Below are 20,614 nucleotides of genomic sequence, written 5' to 3' on the forward strand. Positions count from 1 at the left end.
GCGTTGGGGTCAGAATTCGGTGGTGACGGAAACGCCGAAGGTGCGCGGGTCGCCGAACATCACGCCGGCAGTTTGGAAGCCGCCCGGCAGGGTGTGGTTGCGGTACTCCTTGTCGGTCAGGTTGCTGACATAGGCGCTCACTTGAGTGGTGTCGCCGGGCAGCTCGTAGGTGATCCGCGCGTTGCCCAGGGTATAGCCGCCGCTACGCATGTTCTGGCTCTGGTCGTTGGAGAAGAAGTACTGGCGGCTGCGGGTGTTCCAGTCGGTGCCCAGCACCAGTGCGCCGCCGACTTGCAGCGGGATGCGGTAGTCCGCGCCGATCACCGCCGAGACGTTCGGTGCGCGGACGAACTTGTTGCCCGAATAGTCGTTGCTGCCGGAGGTGTAGTCGGTGAACTCGGTGTGCAACAGACCCAGGGCGAAGTTCAGGTGCAGGTTTTGCACTGGCACCGCTTCGAGCTCGAACTCCGCGCCGTACGCCTCGCCCTCGGCACCATTGGCCAGGCGCGAGACGGTCTGGTTGTTCACCGCGCTGACGATATTCAGCTGGATGTCTTCATAGTCGTAGTAGAACAGCGCGGCGTTGGCGTTCAGCCGCCCATCCAGCCACTCGGACTTCACCCCCAGCTCGTAGGAGGTCAGGTATTCCGGGTTCACCGTGGCCACGGTCGCCTGGCTGGTCGCGCCGGTGTTGTAACCGCCGGAGCGGAAGCCATAGGCGTAGCGCAGGTACACCCGCGCGTTGTCGGAAATCTGGTACTCGGGGGTGAGATCGTAAGTCCAGTCGCTCCAGGTGTTGCGCTCGTCCTGCACAGCGTTGACCACCAGCGGGCTGGTCACGCTGCCAGGCTTCCACCAGTCGCCGTTGGAAAAGTCAGCCTGGCCCTGGTTCTGCACCCGGCGCAGGTCGATGTCCTTGGTTTCGCGGGTCCAGCGCAGGCCGGCGGTGATGCTGAAGTCCTCGGTGAAGCGGAACGTGCTGCTGCCGAAGACCGCGTAGCTCTCGGTGCCCTGGTTGTAGCTGAGGTTGTTGTAGTAGCGAGGGATGAACGGGTTGTCCAGGGCGGCGCTGGCGTTGCGCGAGTCGAGGTCCTCGTTGAAGTAGTGCAGGCCCACCACCCAGTTCAGCCGGTCCTCGCGCGGCGAGGCCAGGCGCAGCTCCTGGGACCACTGCTGGCTGTCGGCATAGGCGTAGCTGCGTTGCAGCTCGAGCGGGGTGTTGTCCGAATCGCTGAAACCGTCGCGTGTGAAGTGCTCGAACGCGCTGATGGAGGTGAGCGTCAAGTCGCCCAACTGCCAGTTGAGGTTGAGGTTGGTGCCGACCTGGTCGATCTGCACTTGGTATTTGGCGTTGTAGTTGACCTTGCCCTGCTTGGGATCGATACGGTAGCCGAACTGGTTGCTGCCATCGGGACGCAGGCCATAGCTCACGGTGCTGTAGCCGCCGGTGTCGTGATAGCTGCGGGCATGCAGGTTGAGGTTGGCCTCCAGATCATCGTTGATGTAAGCCAGGAACTGCAGCCGCGCGGCGTCGTCCTCGAGCGCCCCTTGGTCGTTGTGGTCGGCGATGTTCTCGTTGTAGCCATCGCGGCCCTGATGGCGGAACGACAGGCGTGCGGCCAGGCGATCGCTCACCAGGGCATCGCTGATGGCGCCTTCGAGCACACGATCGTCATAGTCGCCATAGCCGGCCTTGGCATAGCCAGAGCGTTCGAAGGTCGGCTTGCGCGAGATGAAGTTGATTGCGCCGGCGGTGGTGTTCTTGCCCCAGAGGGTACCTTGGGGGCCGCGCAGGACCTCGACGCGCTCCTGGTCGAACAGCGGGAAACCTGTGGCGCTGATGTTGGCGATGTATACGTCATCGACATAGATGCCCACGGGGCTCACGGTATTGGCGCCTTGATCGCCGGTGCCCAGGCCGCGAATCCACCAGCGCGGCCGGCCATGACCCTCGGTAGTACCGGCCGAAGCGTTGGGGATGAAGCGTGTGACCTCGTTGGCCGATTGCAGCGAGCTGTCGCGGATTTTGTCGCCGCTGAGCACTGAAATCGAAGCTGGAACTTCCTGGGCGGTCTCCTCGCGCTTCTGCGCGGTGACCACCACCTTGGACAAGGTAGAGCCGGTACTGTCGACGGTGGTCGACTCACTGGGCGTAAGGCTTTCGTCAGCCTGCGCCGTTAATGCGGGCAGCCCCCCCAGGGCGACGGCGATGGAAAGTGCGGTGCGTTTGAACATGCTGATCCCCAATGGCATTCGGAACGGACGTCGTGCAGCGGTGTGGCTGCGTTGTCGTAATGACGGTGCGTGCGTCCGTTGGCTGGCGCGCATGGCATCCGGCGCGTCCTGGTCTGGCAGGACACCTTGGGGGTAGGGCAACAACCGTACCGGTTTTCATTTTTGTTGGATAACTAATTGAATTTATTGTGATTTTCTTGATTTTGGCGGGCTTATCGCATGGGCTGGGGGATCTGCGCTGGCAGCAAGGGTTGCTGCTGCTGTGCTGCTGGTGCAACAGTGTCACTAAAGTTATAAGTAAATGAATATTTATAATTATTTTGTAATAAGGATTTTCGGGCACTATCGACCCATTGCCTGCCAAAGGACTTGCCGCCATGTCGCTGCTCACCCATCCCCACGCCCGTGAACTGAGCAAATCGGTGCGTGCCACCGTGTTGGTCTTCGAGGACCCGCGCTCGCGCGAACTGCTCAGCCGCATCGAGCGCCTTGCCCCCAGTGAAGCCAATGCGTTGATCATCGGCGAGACGGGCACGGGCAAGGAACTGGTCGCCCGCCATATCCATCAGTTGAGCCGACGCGCCCGGGCGCCGTTCGTTGCCGTGAACTGCGGCGCGTTCCCCGAGAGCCTGGTGGAGAGCGAGCTGTTCGGACACGAGAAGGGCGCCTTCACCGGGGCCACCACCAGCAAGGCCGGCTGGTTCGAGGCGGCCAATGGCGGCACGCTGTTTCTCGACGAGATCGGCGATCTGCCACTGAACATGCAGGTCAAGCTGCTGCGGGTGCTGCAGGAGCGCGAAGTGGTGCGCCTGGGTTCGCGCAACGCTATCCCCATCGACGTACGCTTGGTGGCGGCGACCAACGTCAACCTGGCCGATGCCGTGGTGGCCGGGCATTTTCGCGAGGACCTGTTCTACCGCCTGCACGTGGCGACCATCCGCCTGCCGCCGTTGCGCGAACGGCCCGGGGACATCCTGCCGCTGGCCAAGTTCTTCGTCGAGGAGCATTGCCAGCGTCTGGGCTACCAGCGCGCCACCTTGAGCCCCGAGGCCGAACGCAAGCTGCTCGGGCACAGCTGGCCTGGCAACATCCGCGAGCTGGAGAACGCCATCCACCATGCGCTGCTGGTCTGCCGCCAGCAGCGGGTTCAGCCGGGCGACTTGCACCTGGCCGACATGCGCACCCCTGCGTCACGCCATGAGGCGCTGCCCGCCCCGCCCCTCGAAGCGAGCCTGGATGCTGCGTTGCTGGCGTTGTACGAGCGCAACCTGCCGGACCTCTACGAGCACATCGAGGAGGCCGTGTTTCGCACGGCCTATCGCTACTGCCATGGCAATCAGTTGCAGACCGCACGGCTGCTGGGCATCAGCCGCAACATCGTGCGGGCTCGGCTGGAGCGGATCGGGGAACTGGAGCCTTCCAGCCGGACATTGAAAGCCAATGAGCGGTGGCTGGCGTCGGGGTGAGTGGCAAGTGGCAGGCTGTCCTGGTCAGGCACCAGGACAGCCTGTGGCATCAGAAGCGGTAGGCCAGGCTGGCTTCCAGGGTACGAGGGGCACCTGGGGTGATCAGGTCCACCGAGCCATGGGCAGAGGCGTAGTAGTCCCGGTCGAATGCGTTCTTCAAGCGCAGCGCCATGTCCCAGTGCTGTTCGCTGTACAGCAGCGCGGCATCGAAGGTGGTGTAGCCAGGCATCACCACACGGTTGTCCAAGGCGGTGTAGCGCTCGTCCACATAATTGGCGCCGGCGGCGACGCGCCACTGTGCGTTGAGGCTGCGTACCAGCCAGAGGTTGGCGCTGTTGCGTGGAGTGAGCGTTGGGGTCTGGCCTTCGTTGGCAACGCCGTTGGTCTTGGCGTTGGATTTGATGATTTCTGCATCCAGGTAGGCGTAGCCGGCATAGACCTGCCATTTGTCCGAGAGCTGACCGGTGACCGTCGCCTCGAAGCCGTCGGTACGCTGCTCGCCGGCCAGGATGGTCAATCCTGGGACGACCGGGTCTGGGGTCCGCATGTTGGTGCGCTCCAGGCGGAAGATGGCTGCAGTCACCGCCAGCTTGTTGTCCAGCAAGTCCCACTTGGCGCCCAACTCGTAGTTGGTGGTTTTCTCAGGCTCCAAATCCGCGTTGCCGGCGTTGACGGCAAACATTTCCCCTGAAGGCTGGTAGCTGCGGCTGACGGATACGTAGTACGACTGGATCTGGTCGGGCTGGTACACCAGGCCCACGCGTGGGCTCCAGGTCTTGTCGGTACGGTCAAGGTCGACGTCGTCGGCACGGATGTCGTCGTACTCCTGGCCGAAGATGTCATACCGCACGCCGACCAGCGCTTTCCAGTGCTCGTTCAGCTCGATCAAATCCTGCACGTAAAAGCCTGCGGTCTGCTGGTAATTGGTGCCCTTGGAGGTCAGGTTGGCGGCATGCTCCGGGACCGGGACCAAGCCGTCGCGATACACCGGTACCTGAGCGACGTTGTTCTGGCTGAACACGCGTTGGTACTTGTCTTGATAGCCCACTTCCACGCCATACAGCAGGTTGTGCTGCATGCCGGCCAGTTGCGCCTGCTGCTTGAGCTCAGTCTGGTTGAACACGCCGTACTCGTCGCGGGCCACGTTGCCGCGGTTGAGTTTGACCAACAGCTCGCCGTCCGGCGCGGTGACGAAGCGGGTCGGGCTGCTGTCGGCCAGGGTGTTGTTGCGGTCCAGATCGTAGTGGTAGTAGCGGCTGGTGTTGGTCAGGGTGAAGTCGTCGTTGATGCGGTAGTCCAGGCTCGCGGTGAAGGAAAACACTTCGCTGCGGGCGTAGTCTTGGTCGGCGTCGCCGGAGCCGAAGCGCTTGTCGCGGTCCACATCCACCGGGCGGTTGCCCAGGGCCGGGATACCGAAGTCGATCAGGCGTTTGTCGTACAGGTAGGTGGCACCCAGGTTCAATTCCAAATCGTCAGAAAGACGGAAATACGCCGACGGTGCGATGGCCTTGCGATCAATGTAGCCATCGTCGCGGAAGGTGTCGCTGTCCTCGAACGCGCCGGTGAGGCGATAGGCCTGGTTGCCCTGCGGGTCGGCATAGCCGGTGTCGAACTGGGTGCGGCGCTTGCCTTGGGTGTCGAAGGTCATCCCCACTTCGTGTTTGGGCGCAAAGCCTGGTTTCTTGCTGACGCTGTTGATCAAGCCACCTGACGAACCACGGCCGTAGAGCACGGCAGCCGGGCCTTTGATGACCTCGACGCGCTCGATATTGGACAGATCGCGAAAATACAAGGCGTCGTCGCGAACCCCATCGATGTACATATCGCCGATAGCACTGAAGCCACGAATGGTGACCTGGTCGCGTTGGCCATCGCCGTTGGAGAGTCCGACCCCGGGCACGTTCTTGAGCACGTCTTCCATGGACTGTGCGCCTTGATCCTTGATCACGCTCTCTGGCACCACATTGACCGTCTGGGGTATGTCGCGCAGGGGCGCATCGATCTTCAGGGCACTCTTGCTTTCGCTGGCCTTGTAGCTTTGCTGCTCGTAGGCACCGGTGACCGGGGTCGCTGGCAAGGCCAGCGTTTGCTGGGTTTCAGCGTAGGCGGCAGGGATTACCAACAGGCCCAGCATCGACAGAGATGCTGGGGCGACAGACTTTTTTGCCATTACGAATCACTCGCGTTGTTGTTTTCTGTCGCAAATAGTAAAGATTCACAAATGTAAAGCAAGTGTAAAGAAGCGCGCACTCAATCGAATGCTTACGCATGGCGAGAGTGGGCAAAGGGATGTCGTTGGAGGGTGTCGGGGTCTGTGCTACAGACCTAGTCCAAATGGAGGGTGCATCGGGCGTTCGCGTAAGGATAGGTTTGCTAGCACCGTCCGCGACAGGACAAGCAGCAGGCGGCGCCCGGAACGTTCAAGGGCAGGGGGCTGCGAGGGCGCGCACCTGCCCAAGGTGCAGCAGATGAAAACAGCGTCTGGTGGCAACCATCCCAGGGAGAACCTCATGCAAGACGCAATGACACTGGAGCAACGCATCGCCCGCCTCGAGGCCCTGGAGGCCATCCGAGAGCTCAAGCATCGTTACTTGAACGCATGCGATCTCAAGGACGTGGCCGCGATTCGCGACTGTTTCGCTCAAGGCCCGGTGCTGATCGACTACGGCCCGCTGGGCGTGTTCAACGACCGCGAACCGTTCCTGGCGCTATACCGCGAACTGGCCTGTGTGCCCCGGGTGATCGATCTGCACCACGCCGCCAACCCGCAGATCGACTACCAAGACCCAGACAACGCCCAGGCGCGCTGGGCCTTGCACTACCAGAACCGCGACGCTGAAACCGGCGTGACCCGCCAGCTTGGTGGCTTCTACCAGGACCGCTACCGACGAGAGGCGGGTCAGTGGCGCATCGTCGAAACGGTATTTCGCGGGCACTTCGAAGTGGTGCGGCCAAAGCCCGGACCGATCAGTCCCTGGCCTTGAACACGCCGGCTTCGCGGCCCATCTGGTTCGAAGCCTGGGGCAGGGAGGTCACTTTGATCGCTCGCGCCGGCACGGCGAACTTGGCCCCGATGCTGGCGAACTGCTCAAGCAACTGGAAGTTGATCGCCTGCTGGATGTCCATGTACAGGTTGTAGCCGGGGTCGAGCACGATGTAGACGCATTCGAACTCCAGCGACTCCTTGCCGAAGCCGCGCAGGTGCGCGCGGTCGAAGCGTACCTGCTGCTGGGACTTGATCACCTGGGCGACGATGCCCGGCGCCTTTTTCACCGCCTCGGTGGGCGTGTCGTAGGACAGGCCGAATTCAAAGACGATGCGCCGTTCCTGCAGGCGTTTGTAGTTCTGGATGGTGCTGCTGATCATGCCGGCGTTGGCCATGACGATCTGCTCGCCGCCCAGGCTGCGGATGCGCGTGGTCTTCAGACCAATGTGTTCGACCGTGCCGGCCAGTGGGCCGATGACGATGAAGTCGCCCACCTCGAATGGCTTGTCCACGGCGATGGAGAGGGAAGCGAACAGGTCGCCGAGGATGTTCTGCACCGCCAGCGCTACGGCGATCCCGCCCACGCCGAGGCTGGCGACGAAGGCGGTGATGTTCACCCCCAGGTTCGACAGCATCGCCAGCAACACCATCGACCACAGCAGCACCCGCGCGCCCCAGGCCGACAGGGTGGCCAGGGCGCTGCCTTGGTAGAAGCCCTCGGCGCTGTGCCGCGCGAAATAGCGGGCAAGGCCCAGGGCGATGGCGCGGTTGGCCCATAGGCCGATCTGCAGGGCGGCGACCACGAACCACAGGCTGCCGACCCGGTCCAGCCAGCGCTCGGGCAGGTCCAGCACGCCCAGGCCCACCAGCAGCGCGGCGAGCAGCAACAGCACGTTGCTGGTGCCATCGAGGACTTTGGCCAGGACTTGGGCGAAATGCCCATCGTGGGAGGACCAATGCTGGACCCGGCGCTTGACGAAGCTGATCGCCCAGCGAGCGATCAGGAAGGTGAGGATGCTGACCGCCAGGGCCAGCATCAGGTTGAGCACAGAGATGCCAAAGAGCGTCGTGGTCGTCAGCGATTCGAGGAATCGTTCGTTCATCGTCGGTTGCCCTCCAAGGCAGTGTTGAACACGTGCTCGTTAGAAGGGCATTGGCATCGGGGGTTGGACCGCATGTGTGCGGCCCTCGACGAACGGTGCGCGCGTGAGTGCCGCGCTTCAGGCTTGGCGCTTGGGCGCAAAGCGCAGGATGGCGCAGGCGACGAGCGCCGACACCAGCGAGCCGAGCAGGATGCCGATCTTGGCCTCGTCGATCCGCTCGGGCTGCCCTGGGAAAGCCAACTCGCCGATGAACAGGCTCATGGTAAAGCCGATGCCGCACAGCATCGCCACCCCGTAGATCTGCAGCCAGCTGGCGCCGCGCGGCTTGGCCGCAAGGCCGGTCTTGACCGCCAGCCAGACGCCTGTGAACACGCCCAGCTGTTTGCCCAGCAACAGGCCCAGGGCAATGGCCAGTGGCAGCGGGGCGAGCACATCGCTCACGCTCAAGTGGCTGAAGGAAACCCCCGCATTGGCAAAGCCAAAGGCCGGCACGATCAAGAACCCGACCCATGGCGCCAGGGTGTGCTCGAGCTTGAGCAGCGGGCTGGCTTTGCCGACCCCGGCGCTGTAGGGAATCAACAGTGCGCCGACCACGCCAGCGATGGTGGCGTGCACACCCGACAGCAAGGTGACGTACCACAGCGCCGCGACACCCAGCAGGTACGGCCACAGCGACACCACGCGCAGACGGTTGAACGCCAGCAGCACGAGGATGATCCCGCCTGCTGCAGCCAGGGCCAGCAGGTTGATCGACGAGGTGTAGAACAGCGCGATGATCGCCACGGCGCCCATGTCATCGATGATCGCCACCGAGACCAGCATCACCTTCAGCGACAGCGGTGCGTGCCGACCCAGCAGCGCCAGGGCGCCGACGGCGAAAGCGATGTCCGTGGCCGCGGGGATGGCCCAGCCGCTGGCAAGGCCCGGTTCGCTGCGCGAGACCGCCAGGAAGATCAGCGCCGGGACGGCCATGCCCATCAAGGCCGGCAACGCCGGCAGGCGGCGTTGCTCCCAGGTGGCCAGACGGCCATCGACCAGCTCGCGCTTGATTTCCAGCCCCACCAGCAGGAAGAACACCGCCATCAACCCGTCGTTGACCCACAGGTGAACGGTCATCGGGCCGAGCTTGTCGCTGAGCGTGGGCCCCACGGGCAAGTGCAACAGATGTTGGTAAGTGCTGGCCCAAGGGCTGTTGGCCAGGACAATGGCAAGGGCAGCGGTGATCATCAGCAGCACGCCGCCAGCGGCCTCGCTGGTCAGCAGGCGGTGCAGCAGCGACGGCCGCGCAAGGGTGGGCACAGGTGCATTCATACGGGAGTCCTCGTTCATGACGTCACCTTCGCGAGGGCAGCGGCGCGTCGGAATGCGGACACAGCAAAACGATGGCCCCGGACGTTCCGGGCCACTGCAGCAAAGGATGGGAAGAAGGGAAGGGGATGGCGCTTGGAAAGCCCGGCCGAGACACGGCGGAGCGGGGAACGCCAAAACAGTGTGGAGGCTGCATGCAACATGAAAATAGCTCTCGGAAAACAAATGAATGTTCTCCGTATTCGGGAAGGCTCCCGGGCGCACGCAGCACACGCCAGGCGACAATTCTACGAGGGTAATTCGCTACTTTCTGTAGGAATTTACTTCGAAATGTTGCCGCGGTTGTGTTTTGTTTTGCTCAAGCCCTGGCCATGTGCAGGTCACGTCGCTGTCATGCCCCCTTGGTAAGGTCAGGCGCCCATGCGTCCAAACAACAAGAAGGTGACCCTAAGGTGTTTTCCGGCACGCCCCGCAAACAGATCATCCTCCGCTCCCGAGGCCTGCGCAGCGACGCTTTCGGTGCGTTGTTCTCGCAGATGTTCGACAACCTCTATGCCGACTCGCTGGCGCTGTCGGACGACATCGTCATCAGTGGCGTCTATGGGCGGCACGAGGGCGTCAGCTTTCGCCGCATGCACTACCGGGGCGACTGCTCCATCACCTTTGGCGCCCCGCAAGATGAGATCACCTTCGTGCTGCCCAGCGCCGGGCGGGTCGTCTTCGAGCACGGCGTCGAGACGACCGGCCGGCCCGGTATGGGCCTGGCCATCGACAAGCGAGCGATCCGGACCCTGCATTTTGCCGACGACCATGCCCAGTGCGGCATGTCGATCCGCCGGGGGCTGATCACCGAGCGGCTGGCGATCCTGTTGGGCCGTCCGGTATTACAGCCGATCCGCTTCGAGCCGGTGGTGGACCTGGGTGTCGCGGCGTTCCAGGGCATTCGTGCGTTGCTCGAGCTGGCCACGGGGAACGCGTTCGACTCGTTGATCCACGCGGGCGTGCTGATGCCAGTGCGCTTGCAGGAAATGCTGGTCGACGCGGTGCTCGAGGCCTGGCCGCACAACCACAGCGAAGCGCTGCGCCGGCCCTCGCCGCAAATCGCGCCGCGGCATGTGAAGCTGGCCATGGACTACATCCGCGCCAACCCCCACAGCCTGTCCAGCGGGGCCGAGCTGGCAGCGCTGGCCAACGTCAGCCTGCGGGCTCTGCAGCAGGGCTTCAAGCGGTTCGTGGGGGCATCGATCGTCGATTATCAACGCCAGGTACGCCTGGAGCGGGCCTATGAAGCCCTGGCACGTGGGGAGTCCGGCTCGGTGTCGGAGGTGGCGTTGCGTCATGGGTTCAGCAACGCCGGGCGGTTTTCGCACTACTTCCAACAGGCCTATGGCGTGAGCCCCGCTCAGGTGCTGCGGGGAGTGTAAGCCCCCGCTCTGCAGAGCAGTGGGGGTCAGAACGCGTAGCTGGCCTTCAGGCTCCCGCTCACCCCATGGCTGTCACCGCCCCCCATGGCCGCCACTTCACCGCCCACGCTGAACGCACCCAGGTTGGCCATGAGGTTGACCGCGCCGGTGAACTGGTCGCGATTGTCGAACGCGGCGCGTTGTTCGATATCCAGCCCCAGCAGATGACCTTCGCTGTCCACCTGATGATCCCCAAGCACATGCTCGTAACCCACCGAGAAGCCCGGCACCAGCTGCCAGCCGCTGTCCAGGTGCACCGTCGCCAGGTTGCCCTGAAGGTTGGCCACGGCGCTGCGTCGGGTCTGCCCGATGCCATCGACGTCCAGGGCCAGCTCGCTGCCTTTTTCAGTGAACCCCGACAGGTCCACATGACTGACCCTCACGCCCAGGCTCGTTTCCAGCACCAGCGCGCCGCTGTTCAGGCGATAGCCCAAGGCAACGCTCGCCCCCGCCAGGTTGCCGTGACTGTCGCCCTTGGCCCGGCCCAGGCCGCCGCCCAGATCGCGCTTGCTTTGATAGTCGAACCACCCGGCGCTGGCCTTGGCATCGATGAACAGCCCTCGCTCCAGGCTGCCGGGAGCGAAGCGGGCACCTGCACTGAGGAAGGTCAGGTCGGTGTCTGCCTCACCGCCAGCGCCGCCGACGTTGCCGTTGCTGTAACCGAAGCCGGCATGGGCACTGAGCTGCTCGGAAACGCGCTGGGTCACGCCGATCATCAGGCCCTGGCTGTGCTCGTTGCTGCTTTGTGCGTGGGACGAGCCGTCGGTGCCCACATAGCCGGCCAGCGCCGTGCTCCACAGGCGCGACTGACCAGGCTTGAGGTCCGCGCCATGGGTGAAGGGCGCTGCTGCCTGGTCGATCATCGCGCCCTGGCGCAGCAGGTAGCTGGCCGCATCGGCATGCACCTGGCCCCCGACAGTGGATTCCAAGCCCCCCAAAGTGCCAGCATCGATGGCCGATTGCAGGTAGTAGTTGTAGGCGCTGTAAGTGCCAGAGAGCGAGCTGTCCTGCAGGTCTTGCAACAGACCTGCGCCGGCGGCAGCGTTGCCTTGCAGGCTGGCCTGGCCGGGCAGGCTGTTATAGCGGACCATCTTGCCGCGCAGCACGTAGATCGTTTCCTGGGACAGGCCTAGGCCCTGTTTGAGGTAGTTGTCCATGGTGCCGTAGCGCGCCTTGACCTCATCGAGCCCAGCCTGCAGGTAGCTGGCGTCCACGCCGATCATCGGCCCGTAGATCGCCGCCAGGTTCGGCGGCAGCGCTGCCAGCGTCGCCGCGATGCGGTCAGCGGTGTAGTCGTTGGTGGCCAGGTAGTTGGCCATGATGGTGGCGTCGTCCACCCCGGCGATGCTTTGCAGTACCGCAGCGGTCCAGCCGGTGCGGTCCTTGCCGGCGGTGCAATGGAACAATGTCGCGCCTTCGGCGCTGGCCAGTTCGTTGAACAGCACGGTGTACTGGCTACGCATGCCCGCGTCATAGACGAATGCGCGGTTGGTCTCCTTCATCATCGCAATCGCCTCGTCGGCGTTGTGGAAGGTGGTGTTGGTGATGTCCACCCCCGAGGTGGTCGCACCGATGATGTCGATGTTCTGGTAGCGAACGCCGGGCGGCAGGCGGTCAGGCGTGACGGCGATCTCGTTGGGGGTGCGCAGGTCGAACACCTTGCCGATGTTCAGGCTGGTGAGGGTGGCCATGTCCGCGTTGGTCGGTGTCACGGCGTTGGTGCGGTAGAACACGCCGGCGCGCAGGGTCCCATTGTGGGCGGTGCTGTACGCGGTGGTGGTGCCGGCAATGTCGCGGAAGTTGTCCATGCCCACCAGGCGCGGAGTGTTGAGCGGTTCGGCGGCGTGAGCGGCGCCAATGGCGAGGGTGAGCAGGGATAGGGAACACAGGACGCGTGAATACACGGATCTAGCCTCGTTGTTGTGTAGGGGCTAGCCACTATTAGCGCGTTCGTTGGGCCGCGATATTGCACAGGCCCCTGGCGACGACGATGAGTGCGCGATTGGTCTGCGCGGTGCGCGATCTGTCTATCCAACTCCTGTTCTTGCAGGGTTTTCGAGGCCCATTCGCGTGTAAATCGACACCCACCTGGTCCCGGTGAATCCTGTGCGAGCGGGTTAACCGAACTGCCGTGAACGGCACGGCCGGTGCCTTGCGCGAGCGAGGCTGCCAGGCAGCCTCAGGGTGGGTTTACACGCAGGCGTAGACCACCAGTTCCACCAGCATTTCCTCCCGCGCCAAACCGGCCACCACCACGGCTGCACGGTTGGGGTAGGGCGCTTGGAAATAATCGGTGTACAGGCTGTTGACCGTGGCCAGGTAACTGCGGTCGGTGACGTAGATCAGCAGTTGGGTCACGGCGTCCAGCGAGCTGCCGGCCGCCTCCAGGGTGTGCCGCAGATTGTCCAGGGTCTGGCGGGTCTGGGCCTCGATGCCGCCAGCGACGACCTGGCCGTGGGCGTCGATGGGAATCTGTGCGGTGTACAGAGTGCCATTGCCGACGACCGCCCATTCCAATGGGGCCTTGGAGGCGAACAGGTTGGTCTTGATCGCATGTTTCATGAAGGAAATTCCTGAGTGTTCGGTAAGGGTCAGTCGGCATCGCTGCCGCCGCCCGCGCCATGGCGGCGGGAGGCTTCGGTGCTTTCGACGAGGATGTGATCGGCCATCTGCTTGAGCCTGCGCCAGGTGTGTTCGCTGACCGTGAACCCTTGGTTGAGCAGGCTGTGGGTCGCGGCGACCGGAGCGATGGCCCGGGCAGGCCGACTGAACAACACCGTGATGCTTTGCTCGATCGCATCCCCGGCACCGGGCGGGGCGTCGCAGTGCAGTTGAGGATGGTTGGCGCCTGCGGCGAAGCTGGCCACATGGCGCTGGCGGGCATCGCCCCAGCGGGCCTGCACCTGCAGCCCCATCTCGGCCGCCCGGCTCAGGTAGCCCAGCAACAGCAGGCGGTTGTGGCAGTGGTGGATACGCAGCACCGCCTGACCGCTGCGCAGGGCCTTGCCCAGCGCCAGTTCCACCACGGTCGCGGCGCAACGCAGCACGCTCTGGCCCTTGGCGTCGATCACCAGCAGGGCGCTGTCTTCGTAGCACAGGGTGAACGGCTGCTCGGCTTCGCTTTGCAGGTAGTCCAGGGCTTTTTCCAGCGTGCCGATGCCGTCCAGCCCCTGCAGGTGCAACCAGCCGACCAGGTCGGCGGCGTCCTCGCAGTCGCCAGCGGCAAAGCCCATGCCTTCGAAGGCCTTGCGGCACATCACCTGGATTTCGTTGAGCGATACGCGCATGGTCACAGCCCCTCCTGCGGCATCACCGCGAAGTTCCAGTCGTCATCGAACGGCTGGCCGATGTCGCTGACCAGCGGCGCGCCCTGGAACAGCGTGATGCGTACCCAGCGACTGGACTTGGGGTCGAACTTGCCCGCGCCGAAGAACGCCAGTTTGCAGCGCAGCAGGTGGATCGGCAGCATGTCCTGGGCCAGCAGGTTGGCGCGGATTTCGCCATAGCTGGTATGGGCCATGCCTTGCAGGCGGCGCACCGTGCCCTTGAACGCCGGTTGGGCGATGAGGAAATGCGCGGTCAGTGCCTGGGGCTGCTCGCGCAGGTGCTCGACTAACGCTCCATGGCAGCGCTGGATATTGCGGGCGATGCCCAGTTGCATCTCTTTTTCGGCGCCCGGCTCCTCGGCGCGCATGCCCAGGCGCGGCTCTTCTTTTTCGGCCGAGCGGTACCAGAAGAAGTGCTCGGCTTCGACATTGCCGAAGTCGTAGGCCAGGGCCCAGGCGTACTGCCGCTCGATGAGTTCACATAACTGCGCAAGGGGCATCTGGGCATCCAGGCGCAGGCCTTCGACCACACCCATCTGCTCGGCCAGCGGCGTGACTTGCTCGGGGTACAGCTCCAGCAACAGGCTCACCAGCAGTTCCTGGCAACCTAGCCCGGCGTGGGCTTCGCTCCAGGCCAGCAGGCGCGGCCAGAGATCGTCGCCCGCCGGCTGGCCACCGAGCCAGTCGGCCAACGCCGACAGCTCGGCGAGGGTGCGCAGGTTTTGCTCGTGCTGGCGCACATCTTCGGTCTGGGTCTGGCTCAGGTGCAGATGGGCGCGGCTGAGCAACCGCTGAAGGCGGGCCAGATGCGCAGGTTCGGCCGATCGTGCCAGTACCTGCGCCAGGGCGGTTTCCCGCGTGCTGATCCAGCGCTCCACGAGCTGCGGGTGATTGATCAAAAAAGGCGCCATGCCCAGGCCCGTGGCATTGCCTACGCCCAGGTAGCGTTGCAGTGCCGGGGCCAGCTGTACCGCCCGTTGTGGGTTGAGCGCACGGGCCATGTGCTCGATCTGCTCGATGCTGAAATGGCGCAGCAGGTACACCGTGAACATTTGCGCGCTGAACGGCTGGTTGAAGTCCGGGTTGTCTTGCAGGCAACCAAAGTCGGCGATGCCGAACTTACCGTTGCCGTAGACGGCGGTGGTGCGGTAGAGGTAGCCCACCTCGGCCAGCTGACGCGGGTCCGGTTGCTGTCCTTCGGCCAGCGCCGCCAGGAACCGGTCGAAGTTGCGCAGGCTGCGGTTGGCCCGGGACAGCACCAGCACGCGGGCATCGAAGCGACCGGCTTCCTGCAGCGGCACGTTGCGCGCAAGGTCGTCCAGTTGCGCCGCGTCGACATCCCCGGCCACCAGCACGAAGGTCACGTCCCACTGGTCGGCGATCACCCGGTCGCTGCGCTTTTCCGGCGGCAGGTAGGCCGAGAAGATCACGCAGTGGTAATGGGCACTCGGCGTGTCGATGCGGTAGATCACAGTGCCGAAACCTTCGCCATCGAGGTCGAAGCGGCTGCGCTGGATCTGCCAGCGCTGGTTCATCATCCGCCGCATGCTGCTGCGCACGAAGCTCAGCGGGCTTTGGAAGTGGCTGCCCAACCGGGCCAAGTCCATGACCTGGTCGGCAGGGCGCAGCGTGGGGGTGGCAAGCACGGTGTTGGACATTGTTGTCGTACCTGGATGCATCATGTTCAGACGCCTTGTTCGCGGGCCATGTGCCGGGCGATGCGCACCGCATCCCACAACGCTGGCAGGATCACCAGCGACACCGGCACCGCGGTGATGACAATGAAGGACTGCAGGGCGGTCACGCCGCCTGCGCCGATGGTGATCAGCACCACCGCCGCCAGGCCCATGCCGATGGCCCAGAAGCCGCACAGCCATTTCTTCGGTTTATCGTTGCTGGACATCGCCAGCGCCACGGTGAAGGCCATGGCATCGCCGTTGGTGGCTACCGAGATGAAGCTCAGGAACAGGAACAGCGCGCTGATCAAGCCGCCCAGCGGCAGGTTCTGCGTCACGCCCAGCAGCAGGTCCTCGGGTTGGGCGCCATGAGCGGTGACAATGCCTGGGGTCTGCAACTCAAGGCCAATGCCGGTCCCGCCGACCACGGTGAACCAGAACATGGTCACCAACGGTGCGATGATCGACAGGGTCATGATGATCTCGCGGATGGTGCGGCCCCGCGAGATCCGCGCGACGTACAGCGCCACCATCGGCGCATAGCCGATGAACCAGCCCCAGTAGAACACCGTCCACCAGTCCAGCCACTTGGGATCGGCGCGGAACATCGTCATCGGGATGAAGTGCTCCACATGCAGGGCGAAGGCCTGCGGGAAACCGCCGAGGATGAACAGCGTCGGCCCGAACACCACCATGAACACCGCCAGGCCAATCATCAGCCAGACGTTGATTTCGCTGACGAAGCGGATGCCCTTGAGCCCTACCAGGCAGGAGACGGTGTACATCGCCGTGACCAGCACGATGGTGATCGATTGGGTGACGATGCCGTTGGGGACACCCCACACCGCATGCAAGGCGCTGCTGATCTGCAAGCCCAGGAAACCGATCGGGCCGATGGTGCCGGCGACCACCGCGATGATCGAGGTGGCGTCGGCCAGGGTGCCGATCGGGCCTTTGAGCGCGCGTTCGCCGAACAGCGGGTAGAGCAGGGTGCGCGGAGCCAGTGGCAAGCCTTTGTCGTAGTGCAGGTGCATCAGCACGATCGCCAGCAAGCTGCCGAGCACCGCCCAGGCCAGGAAACCCCAGTGCACGAAGGACTGCGCCAGGGCTGCAGTGGCCGCCGCTTCGCTGTGCGGTTGCACGCCCGCGAACAGCGGTGGCGGGCTGGCAAAGTGCATCAGCGGCTCGGCCGCGGCCCAGAAGGCGCCGCCGCCGGCCAGCAGGGCGCACATGATCACGGCGATCCAGTTGAAGGTGCTGATGTCCGGGCGTTGGGTCACGCCGCCCAGGCGTACGCGCCCGCACTTGGAAAAGCCAATGGCCAGGCTGACCACGAAGGTCGCCAGCATCAAGACCTGCCAATACAGGCCAAAGGCCTTGGTCGACCAGGCGAACAACGTGTTGACCAGGGCCGAGACCACATCGATGTCGATCAGGGCCGCCAACAGGAATGCGCCGAGGAAACCGCCGCTGATCAGAAACAGCGGCCAGTCGATGTCCCGCGACAGCGGCAGGCGCAGGGTCTGGTCGTCAGCCGGCAGGGTGGTTGGGTTTTTCATTTAGCCTCCGGAACCTGTGATTGTTGTTTTTGTAAGGCTGTCCGTGCGAGGGGCTCAGGCCTGCGCCGTGGTGGCGGTTTCCAGCAGGCGCAACCAGTTCAGCCCCATGATCTTGCGCACGTCTTCCTCGGCAAAGCCACGGGCGCGCAGGCCCTGGGCGATGTTGGGGAAGTCGCGGCTGTCGCGGAACCATTGCAACGGCGCTGGCCAGTTGGCGTTGTCCTTGGAGCCTTCGCCGTAGTCTTTCTCCTTGCTCCAGCGGCCGTTGCGCATCCATTCGAGCACTGACAGCGTCTGTCCCTGGCACAGGTCGGTGCCGATGCCGATGTGCTCGACGCCCATCAGGTCGGCGGTACGCGCGACCATGTCGCAGAAGCTCTCCAGGGAGCACTCCGAAGCGCCCTTGAGGTGGAACGGGTAGGTGCTAAAGCCCAGCAGCCCGCCGGACTCGGCGATTGCGCGCAGCACCGCGTCGGACTTGTTGCGCTTGGCGGCGTGGAAGCTCGACGGGTTGGCGTGGGAGATGATCACTGGCCGGGTCGACAGCTCGATGGCCTCCAGCGTGCTGCGTTCGGCGCTGTGGGACATGTCGATCAGCATGCCGACGCGGTTCATCTCGGCGATCACCTGGCGCCCGAAGCGGCTGATGCCGTTGTCTTCGCGCTCGTAGCAACCGCTGGCCAGCAAGCTCTGGTTGTTGTAGGTCAGCTGCATGACGAACACCCCGAGCTGGCGGAAGACTTCCACCAAGGCGATGTCGTCCTCGATCGGCGAGCAGTTCTGGAAGCCGAAGAAGATCCCCACGCGGCCCTCTTCATGGGCCAGGCGAATGTCGCTGGCCGAGCGTACCGGGCGGATCAGTTCGGGCCAGGTCTCGAAGCGGCGGTTCCACTCGCCCAGGCGCGACAGGGTTTCGCGAGCGTTCTCGTGGTAGGCGATGGTGGCGTGCACCGCGCTCAGGCCACCGGCCTGCATTTGCTGGAATATCTCCGGGCCCCAGTTGGAGTACTGCAGGCCGTCGATCATCAAGAGGTCATGCATGGCGCGTATTCCTTCAGGGCCGCAGGTAGGTGGTCTTGACCACGGTGTAGAAGTCGCGGGCGTACTGGCCCTGTTCGCGCGGGCCGAAGCTCGACGCTTTGCGCCCGCCGAACGGCACGTGGTAGTCGGTGCCGGCGGTGGGCAGGTTGACCATCACGCAGCCGGTCTGGGCGCGGCGCTTGAACTCACTGGCGTGGCGCAGGGACTGGGTGATGATGCCGGCGGTGAGGCCGTATTGGGTGTCGTTGAGCGTGGCTAGGGCCTCTTCGAAGTCGCGCACGCGGATTACGCAGGCGATGGGGCCAAAGACCTCTTCGCGGTTGATGCGCATGTCGTTGCGGCTGTCGATGAACAGCGCCGGGCGCATGTAATAGCCGTCGGTGTCCAGCTGCAGGCGTTCGCCGCCTTCGATCAAGGTGGCGCCTTCGGACTGGGCCAGGTGCAGGTACTCCAGGTTCTGCTCCAGCTGGCGCGCATCGGCGACCGGGCCGATCTGCACCCCGGCTTGCAGGGCATGGCCGACCTTGAGCTGGCGCATGCGCAGGCGCAGGGCCTCGACAAAGCGGTCGTGGATTGCCTCGCAGACGATCAAGCGCGAAGACGCCGTGCACTTCTGCCCGGTGCCGAAGAACGCCCCGTTGAGCGCGCATTCCACCGCCAGGTCCAGGTCGGCGTCGTCCATCACCACCAGAGCGTTCTTGCTGCCCATCTCCAGCTGGCAGCGCACCAGGTTGCCGGCGGTGGCAACGGCGACGCGGCGGCCGGTTTCCAGGGATCCGGTGAAGGTCAGGGCGTCGATGTCGGCCGAGTTGACCAGGGTTTCGCCGACGCTGGCGCCGCTGCCCATGACCAGGTTGAAGGTGCCGGCGGGCAGGCCTTGGCGGCTGATGATCTCGGTCAAGGCCCAGGCGCTGGCCGGCACCAGATTGGCCGGCTTGAACACCACGGCATTGCCGAAGGCCAGGGCCGGGGCGATCTTCCAGGCCGCCGTAGCCATGGGGAAGTTCCACGGGGTGATGATGCCTACCACGCCCACTGGCTCGCGGTGCACTTCGATGTCGATCCCTGGACGCACGGAGGCGGCGGTCTCGCCCATCTGGCGCAGCACTTCGGCGGCGTAGTAGTGGAAGAACTGGCCGCTGCGGTTGACCTCGCCGATGCCTTCGGCCAGCGGCTTGCCTTCTTCACGCGAGAGCAGCTCGCCGAGTTCTTCCTTGCGGGCGATCAGCTCGTCGCCGATGGCCATCAGCACCTGCTGGCGGGCCTCAAGGCCCGAGGCGGCCCACAGGGGTTGTGCGGCGCGGGCAGCCTGGATCGCCTGGCGGGCCTGTTCGGCGCTGGCCTGGTGGTACTCGCCGATCAGGTCGCGAGTATCCGAGGGGCTGTGATTCGCCAGGGTGGCCTGGCCTTCGCACCACTGGCCATCGATGTAGTTCTTGTACGTCATGGATGAAAGCCTCCGTTTGCCTGGCTCTCATCTTGCGAGCAATATGCAGCAAATAAAAATTAATAAAAAAAATGCTTTGATAAGGATCGCTAACCATGCTGCCCGAACTGAAGATTGCCCAACTGCGCTATTTCGTGCTGGTCGCCGAACTCAAGAGCTTCCACGCCGCCGCACGCCAGGCGTTTCGCACCCAACCGGCCATTTCCCTGGCGGTGCGGGAGCTGGAGCAGAAACTGGGCCAGGCCCTGGTCGAGAAGGGCGGTGGCCGCGTGGAGCTCACGCCGTTCGGCGAGCATTGCCTGCCGCTGTTTCGCGGCTTGATCGAACACCACGACCGCATCGCCCGCGAGGCCACCTTGCTGGCCCGGCACGAGATTGGCCAGGTCAGCATCGCCACCGTGCCCTCGGTGGCCAGCCGTTTGCTGCCAGGGCCGTTGGCGCGTTTCGTGGCCGAGCACCCGAACGTGCAAGTCAGCATCCAGGACGGCACGGCCGAAAGTGTCCAGCAACTGTTGACCAAGGGGCAGGTGGACTTCGGGATCAGTAGCCTGTGGATGGAGGACGAGCAGATCGAGTTCATGCCGATCGCCCATGACCAGGTGGGCGTGGTGTGCCGGGCCGATCATCCACTGGTGCAAGTGGGCGGGGCCTTGCATTGGTCGCAGCTGCAGGGCCTGCCGATGATCGGCAACGGCACCTCGCGGCTACTGGAAGGCACGGATGCAGCGTGTTTGCTGGAGCACAGGCGGTTGTTCGTCTCCAACATGATTTCGTTGATCGCGATGTTGGAAGAAGGGGTAGGGATCAGTACCCTGCCGTACCTGGCGTTTCCGCTGGAAAACGAAAAACTCGCCTTCCTGCCCTTGGCCGCGCCCAAGGTGGAGCGCCAGATCGGCATGCTCACCCGCAAGGGGCGCAGCCTGTCACCGGCGGCGGGGGCGTTGATGGCGTTCTTGCAGGCGCAATGGCCGAGCGCCGAATGAAGGCCCACAGGTACCACGTCG

15 protein-coding genes are annotated in these 20,614 nt (G+C 64.2%); 4 read left to right on the plus strand and 11 right to left on the minus strand.

All coding sequences use genetic code 11. From position 1 onward, the window contains the following. Positions 1-9 precede the first annotated feature (9 nt). The gene (locus J5X93_RS09405) at positions 10-2,235 is read right to left on the minus strand and encodes a TonB-dependent receptor (RefSeq protein WP_102082002.1); all 2,226 of its coding nucleotides are present in this window, start codon (positions 2,233-2,235) and stop codon (positions 10-12) included. A gap of 377 nt (positions 2,236-2,612) precedes the next feature. On the opposite strand from J5X93_RS09405, the gene J5X93_RS09410 reads away from it, so the two are divergent. Further along, the gene (locus tag J5X93_RS09410) at positions 2,613-3,701 is read left to right on the plus strand and encodes a sigma-54 interaction domain-containing protein (RefSeq protein ID WP_182941185.1); all 1,089 of its coding nucleotides are present in this window, start codon (positions 2,613-2,615) and stop codon (positions 3,699-3,701) included. 49 nt (positions 3,702-3,750) lie between these two features. Here J5X93_RS09410 and J5X93_RS09415 read toward each other — a convergent pair whose 3' ends face one another. Further along, the gene (locus J5X93_RS09415; protein WP_197971505.1) at positions 3,751-5,871 is read right to left on the minus strand and encodes a TonB-dependent receptor; all 2,121 of its coding nucleotides are present in this window, start codon (positions 5,869-5,871) and stop codon (positions 3,751-3,753) included. Between the two features lie 340 nt (positions 5,872-6,211). Between J5X93_RS09415 and J5X93_RS09420 the strand changes: the two genes are divergently transcribed. After that, positions 6,212-6,685, plus strand: a complete 474-nt coding sequence (locus J5X93_RS09420; RefSeq protein ID WP_232092036.1) for a nuclear transport factor 2 family protein — start codon at positions 6,212-6,214, stop codon at positions 6,683-6,685. Here J5X93_RS09420 and J5X93_RS09425 read toward each other — a convergent pair. Continuing rightward, entirely contained in the window at positions 6,669-7,790 is a 1,122-nt protein-coding gene (locus J5X93_RS09425; protein ID WP_043209235.1) for a mechanosensitive ion channel family protein, read from the minus strand. The two genes, J5X93_RS09420 and J5X93_RS09425, sit on opposite strands and share 17 nt — an antisense overlap. A 117-nt stretch (positions 7,791-7,907) precedes the next feature. Further along, positions 7,908-9,101: a Na+/H+ antiporter NhaA gene (gene nhaA, locus J5X93_RS09430; protein ID WP_182943335.1), complete on the minus strand. Its 1,194-nt coding sequence runs from the start codon at positions 9,099-9,101 to the stop codon at positions 7,908-7,910. Between the two features lie 449 nt (positions 9,102-9,550). On the opposite strand from nhaA, the gene J5X93_RS09435 reads away from it, so the two are divergent. Beyond that, positions 9,551-10,522, plus strand: coding sequence for a helix-turn-helix transcriptional regulator (locus tag J5X93_RS09435; RefSeq protein ID WP_232092034.1), 972 nt, complete (start codon positions 9,551-9,553; stop codon positions 10,520-10,522). Between the two features lie 26 nt (positions 10,523-10,548). Here the strand turns inward: J5X93_RS09435 and J5X93_RS09440 are convergent, their stop codons facing one another. From J5X93_RS09440 to J5X93_RS09470, 7 genes are all read right to left on the minus strand, one after another. Next, positions 10,549-12,465 carry a tyrosine-protein phosphatase gene (locus J5X93_RS09440; protein ID WP_182941182.1) on the minus strand — a complete coding sequence of 639 codons (1,917 nt, stop codon included), beginning with the start codon at positions 12,463-12,465 and terminating at the stop codon, positions 10,549-10,551. 286 nt (positions 12,466-12,751) lie between these two features. Beyond that, positions 12,752-13,123: a RidA family protein gene (locus tag J5X93_RS09445; protein ID WP_182941179.1), complete on the minus strand. Its 372-nt coding sequence runs from the start codon at positions 13,121-13,123 to the stop codon at positions 12,752-12,754. Positions 13,124-13,152: 29 nt separating this feature from the next. Continuing rightward, positions 13,153-13,848, minus strand: a complete 696-nt coding sequence (locus tag J5X93_RS09450) for a DUF3726 domain-containing protein (protein WP_182943333.1) — start codon at positions 13,846-13,848, stop codon at positions 13,153-13,155. A gap of 2 nt (positions 13,849-13,850) precedes the next feature. Then, positions 13,851-15,545 (minus strand): hypothetical protein, encoded by a 1,695-nt coding sequence (locus J5X93_RS09455; protein WP_182941176.1) that lies wholly within the window; start codon positions 15,543-15,545, stop codon positions 13,851-13,853. Between the two features lie 26 nt (positions 15,546-15,571). Continuing rightward, positions 15,572-17,122, minus strand: a complete 1,551-nt coding sequence (locus tag J5X93_RS09460; RefSeq protein ID WP_043209246.1) for a BCCT family transporter — start codon at positions 17,120-17,122, stop codon at positions 15,572-15,574. 54 nt (positions 17,123-17,176) lie between these two features. Then, positions 17,177-18,163, minus strand: a complete 987-nt coding sequence (locus J5X93_RS09465) for a dipeptidase (RefSeq protein WP_182941173.1) — start codon at positions 18,161-18,163, stop codon at positions 17,177-17,179. 13 nt (positions 18,164-18,176) lie between these two features. Then, complete coding sequence (locus J5X93_RS09470; protein ID WP_182941170.1) at positions 18,177-19,610, minus strand: aldehyde dehydrogenase family protein; 1,434 nt, start codon at positions 19,608-19,610, stop codon at positions 18,177-18,179. Positions 19,611-19,705: 95 nt separating this feature from the next. Here J5X93_RS09470 and J5X93_RS09475 point away from each other — a divergent pair, with 95 nt between their 5' ends. After that, the gene (locus J5X93_RS09475) at positions 19,706-20,593 is read left to right on the plus strand and encodes a LysR family transcriptional regulator (RefSeq protein ID WP_182941167.1); all 888 of its coding nucleotides are present in this window, start codon (positions 19,706-19,708) and stop codon (positions 20,591-20,593) included. Positions 20,594-20,614 lie beyond the last annotated feature (21 nt).

The organism is Pseudomonas sp. BYT-1 (genome assembly GCF_023611805.1).
Lineage (GTDB): Bacteria > Pseudomonadota > Gammaproteobacteria > Pseudomonadales > Pseudomonadaceae > Aquipseudomonas > Aquipseudomonas guariconensis.

What these genes read in the sequence shown, in the direction of transcription:
- J5X93_RS09405 (WP_102082002.1), bottom strand. Translation starts at nt 2,235, where the DNA reads ATGTTCAAACGCACCGCACTTTCCATCGCCGTCGCCCTGGGGGGGCTG.
- J5X93_RS09410 (WP_182941185.1), top strand. Translation starts at nt 2,613, where the DNA reads ATGTCGCTGCTCACCCATCCCCACGCCCGTGAACTGAGCAAATCGGTG.
- J5X93_RS09415 (WP_197971505.1), bottom strand. Translation starts at nt 5,871, where the DNA reads ATGGCAAAAAAGTCTGTCGCCCCAGCATCTCTGTCGATGCTGGGCCTG.
- J5X93_RS09420 (WP_232092036.1), top strand. Translation starts at nt 6,212, where the DNA reads ATGCAAGACGCAATGACACTGGAGCAACGCATCGCCCGCCTCGAGGCC.
- J5X93_RS09425 (WP_043209235.1), bottom strand. Translation starts at nt 7,790, where the DNA reads ATGAACGAACGATTCCTCGAATCGCTGACGACCACGACGCTCTTTGGC.
- nhaA (WP_182943335.1), bottom strand. Translation starts at nt 9,101, where the DNA reads ATGAATGCACCTGTGCCCACCCTTGCGCGGCCGTCGCTGCTGCACCGC.
- J5X93_RS09445 (WP_182941179.1), bottom strand. Translation starts at nt 13,123, where the DNA reads ATGAAACATGCGATCAAGACCAACCTGTTCGCCTCCAAGGCCCCATTG.
- J5X93_RS09450 (WP_182943333.1), bottom strand. Translation starts at nt 13,848, where the DNA reads ATGCGCGTATCGCTCAACGAAATCCAGGTGATGTGCCGCAAGGCCTTC.
- J5X93_RS09455 (WP_182941176.1), bottom strand. Translation starts at nt 15,545, where the DNA reads ATGTCCAACACCGTGCTTGCCACCCCCACGCTGCGCCCTGCCGACCAG.
- J5X93_RS09460 (WP_043209246.1), bottom strand. Translation starts at nt 17,122, where the DNA reads ATGAAAAACCCAACCACCCTGCCGGCTGACGACCAGACCCTGCGCCTG.
- J5X93_RS09465 (WP_182941173.1), bottom strand. Translation starts at nt 18,163, where the DNA reads ATGCATGACCTCTTGATGATCGACGGCCTGCAGTACTCCAACTGGGGC.
- J5X93_RS09470 (WP_182941170.1), bottom strand. Translation starts at nt 19,610, where the DNA reads ATGACGTACAAGAACTACATCGATGGCCAGTGGTGCGAAGGCCAGGCC.
- J5X93_RS09475 (WP_182941167.1), top strand. Translation starts at nt 19,706, where the DNA reads ATGCTGCCCGAACTGAAGATTGCCCAACTGCGCTATTTCGTGCTGGTC.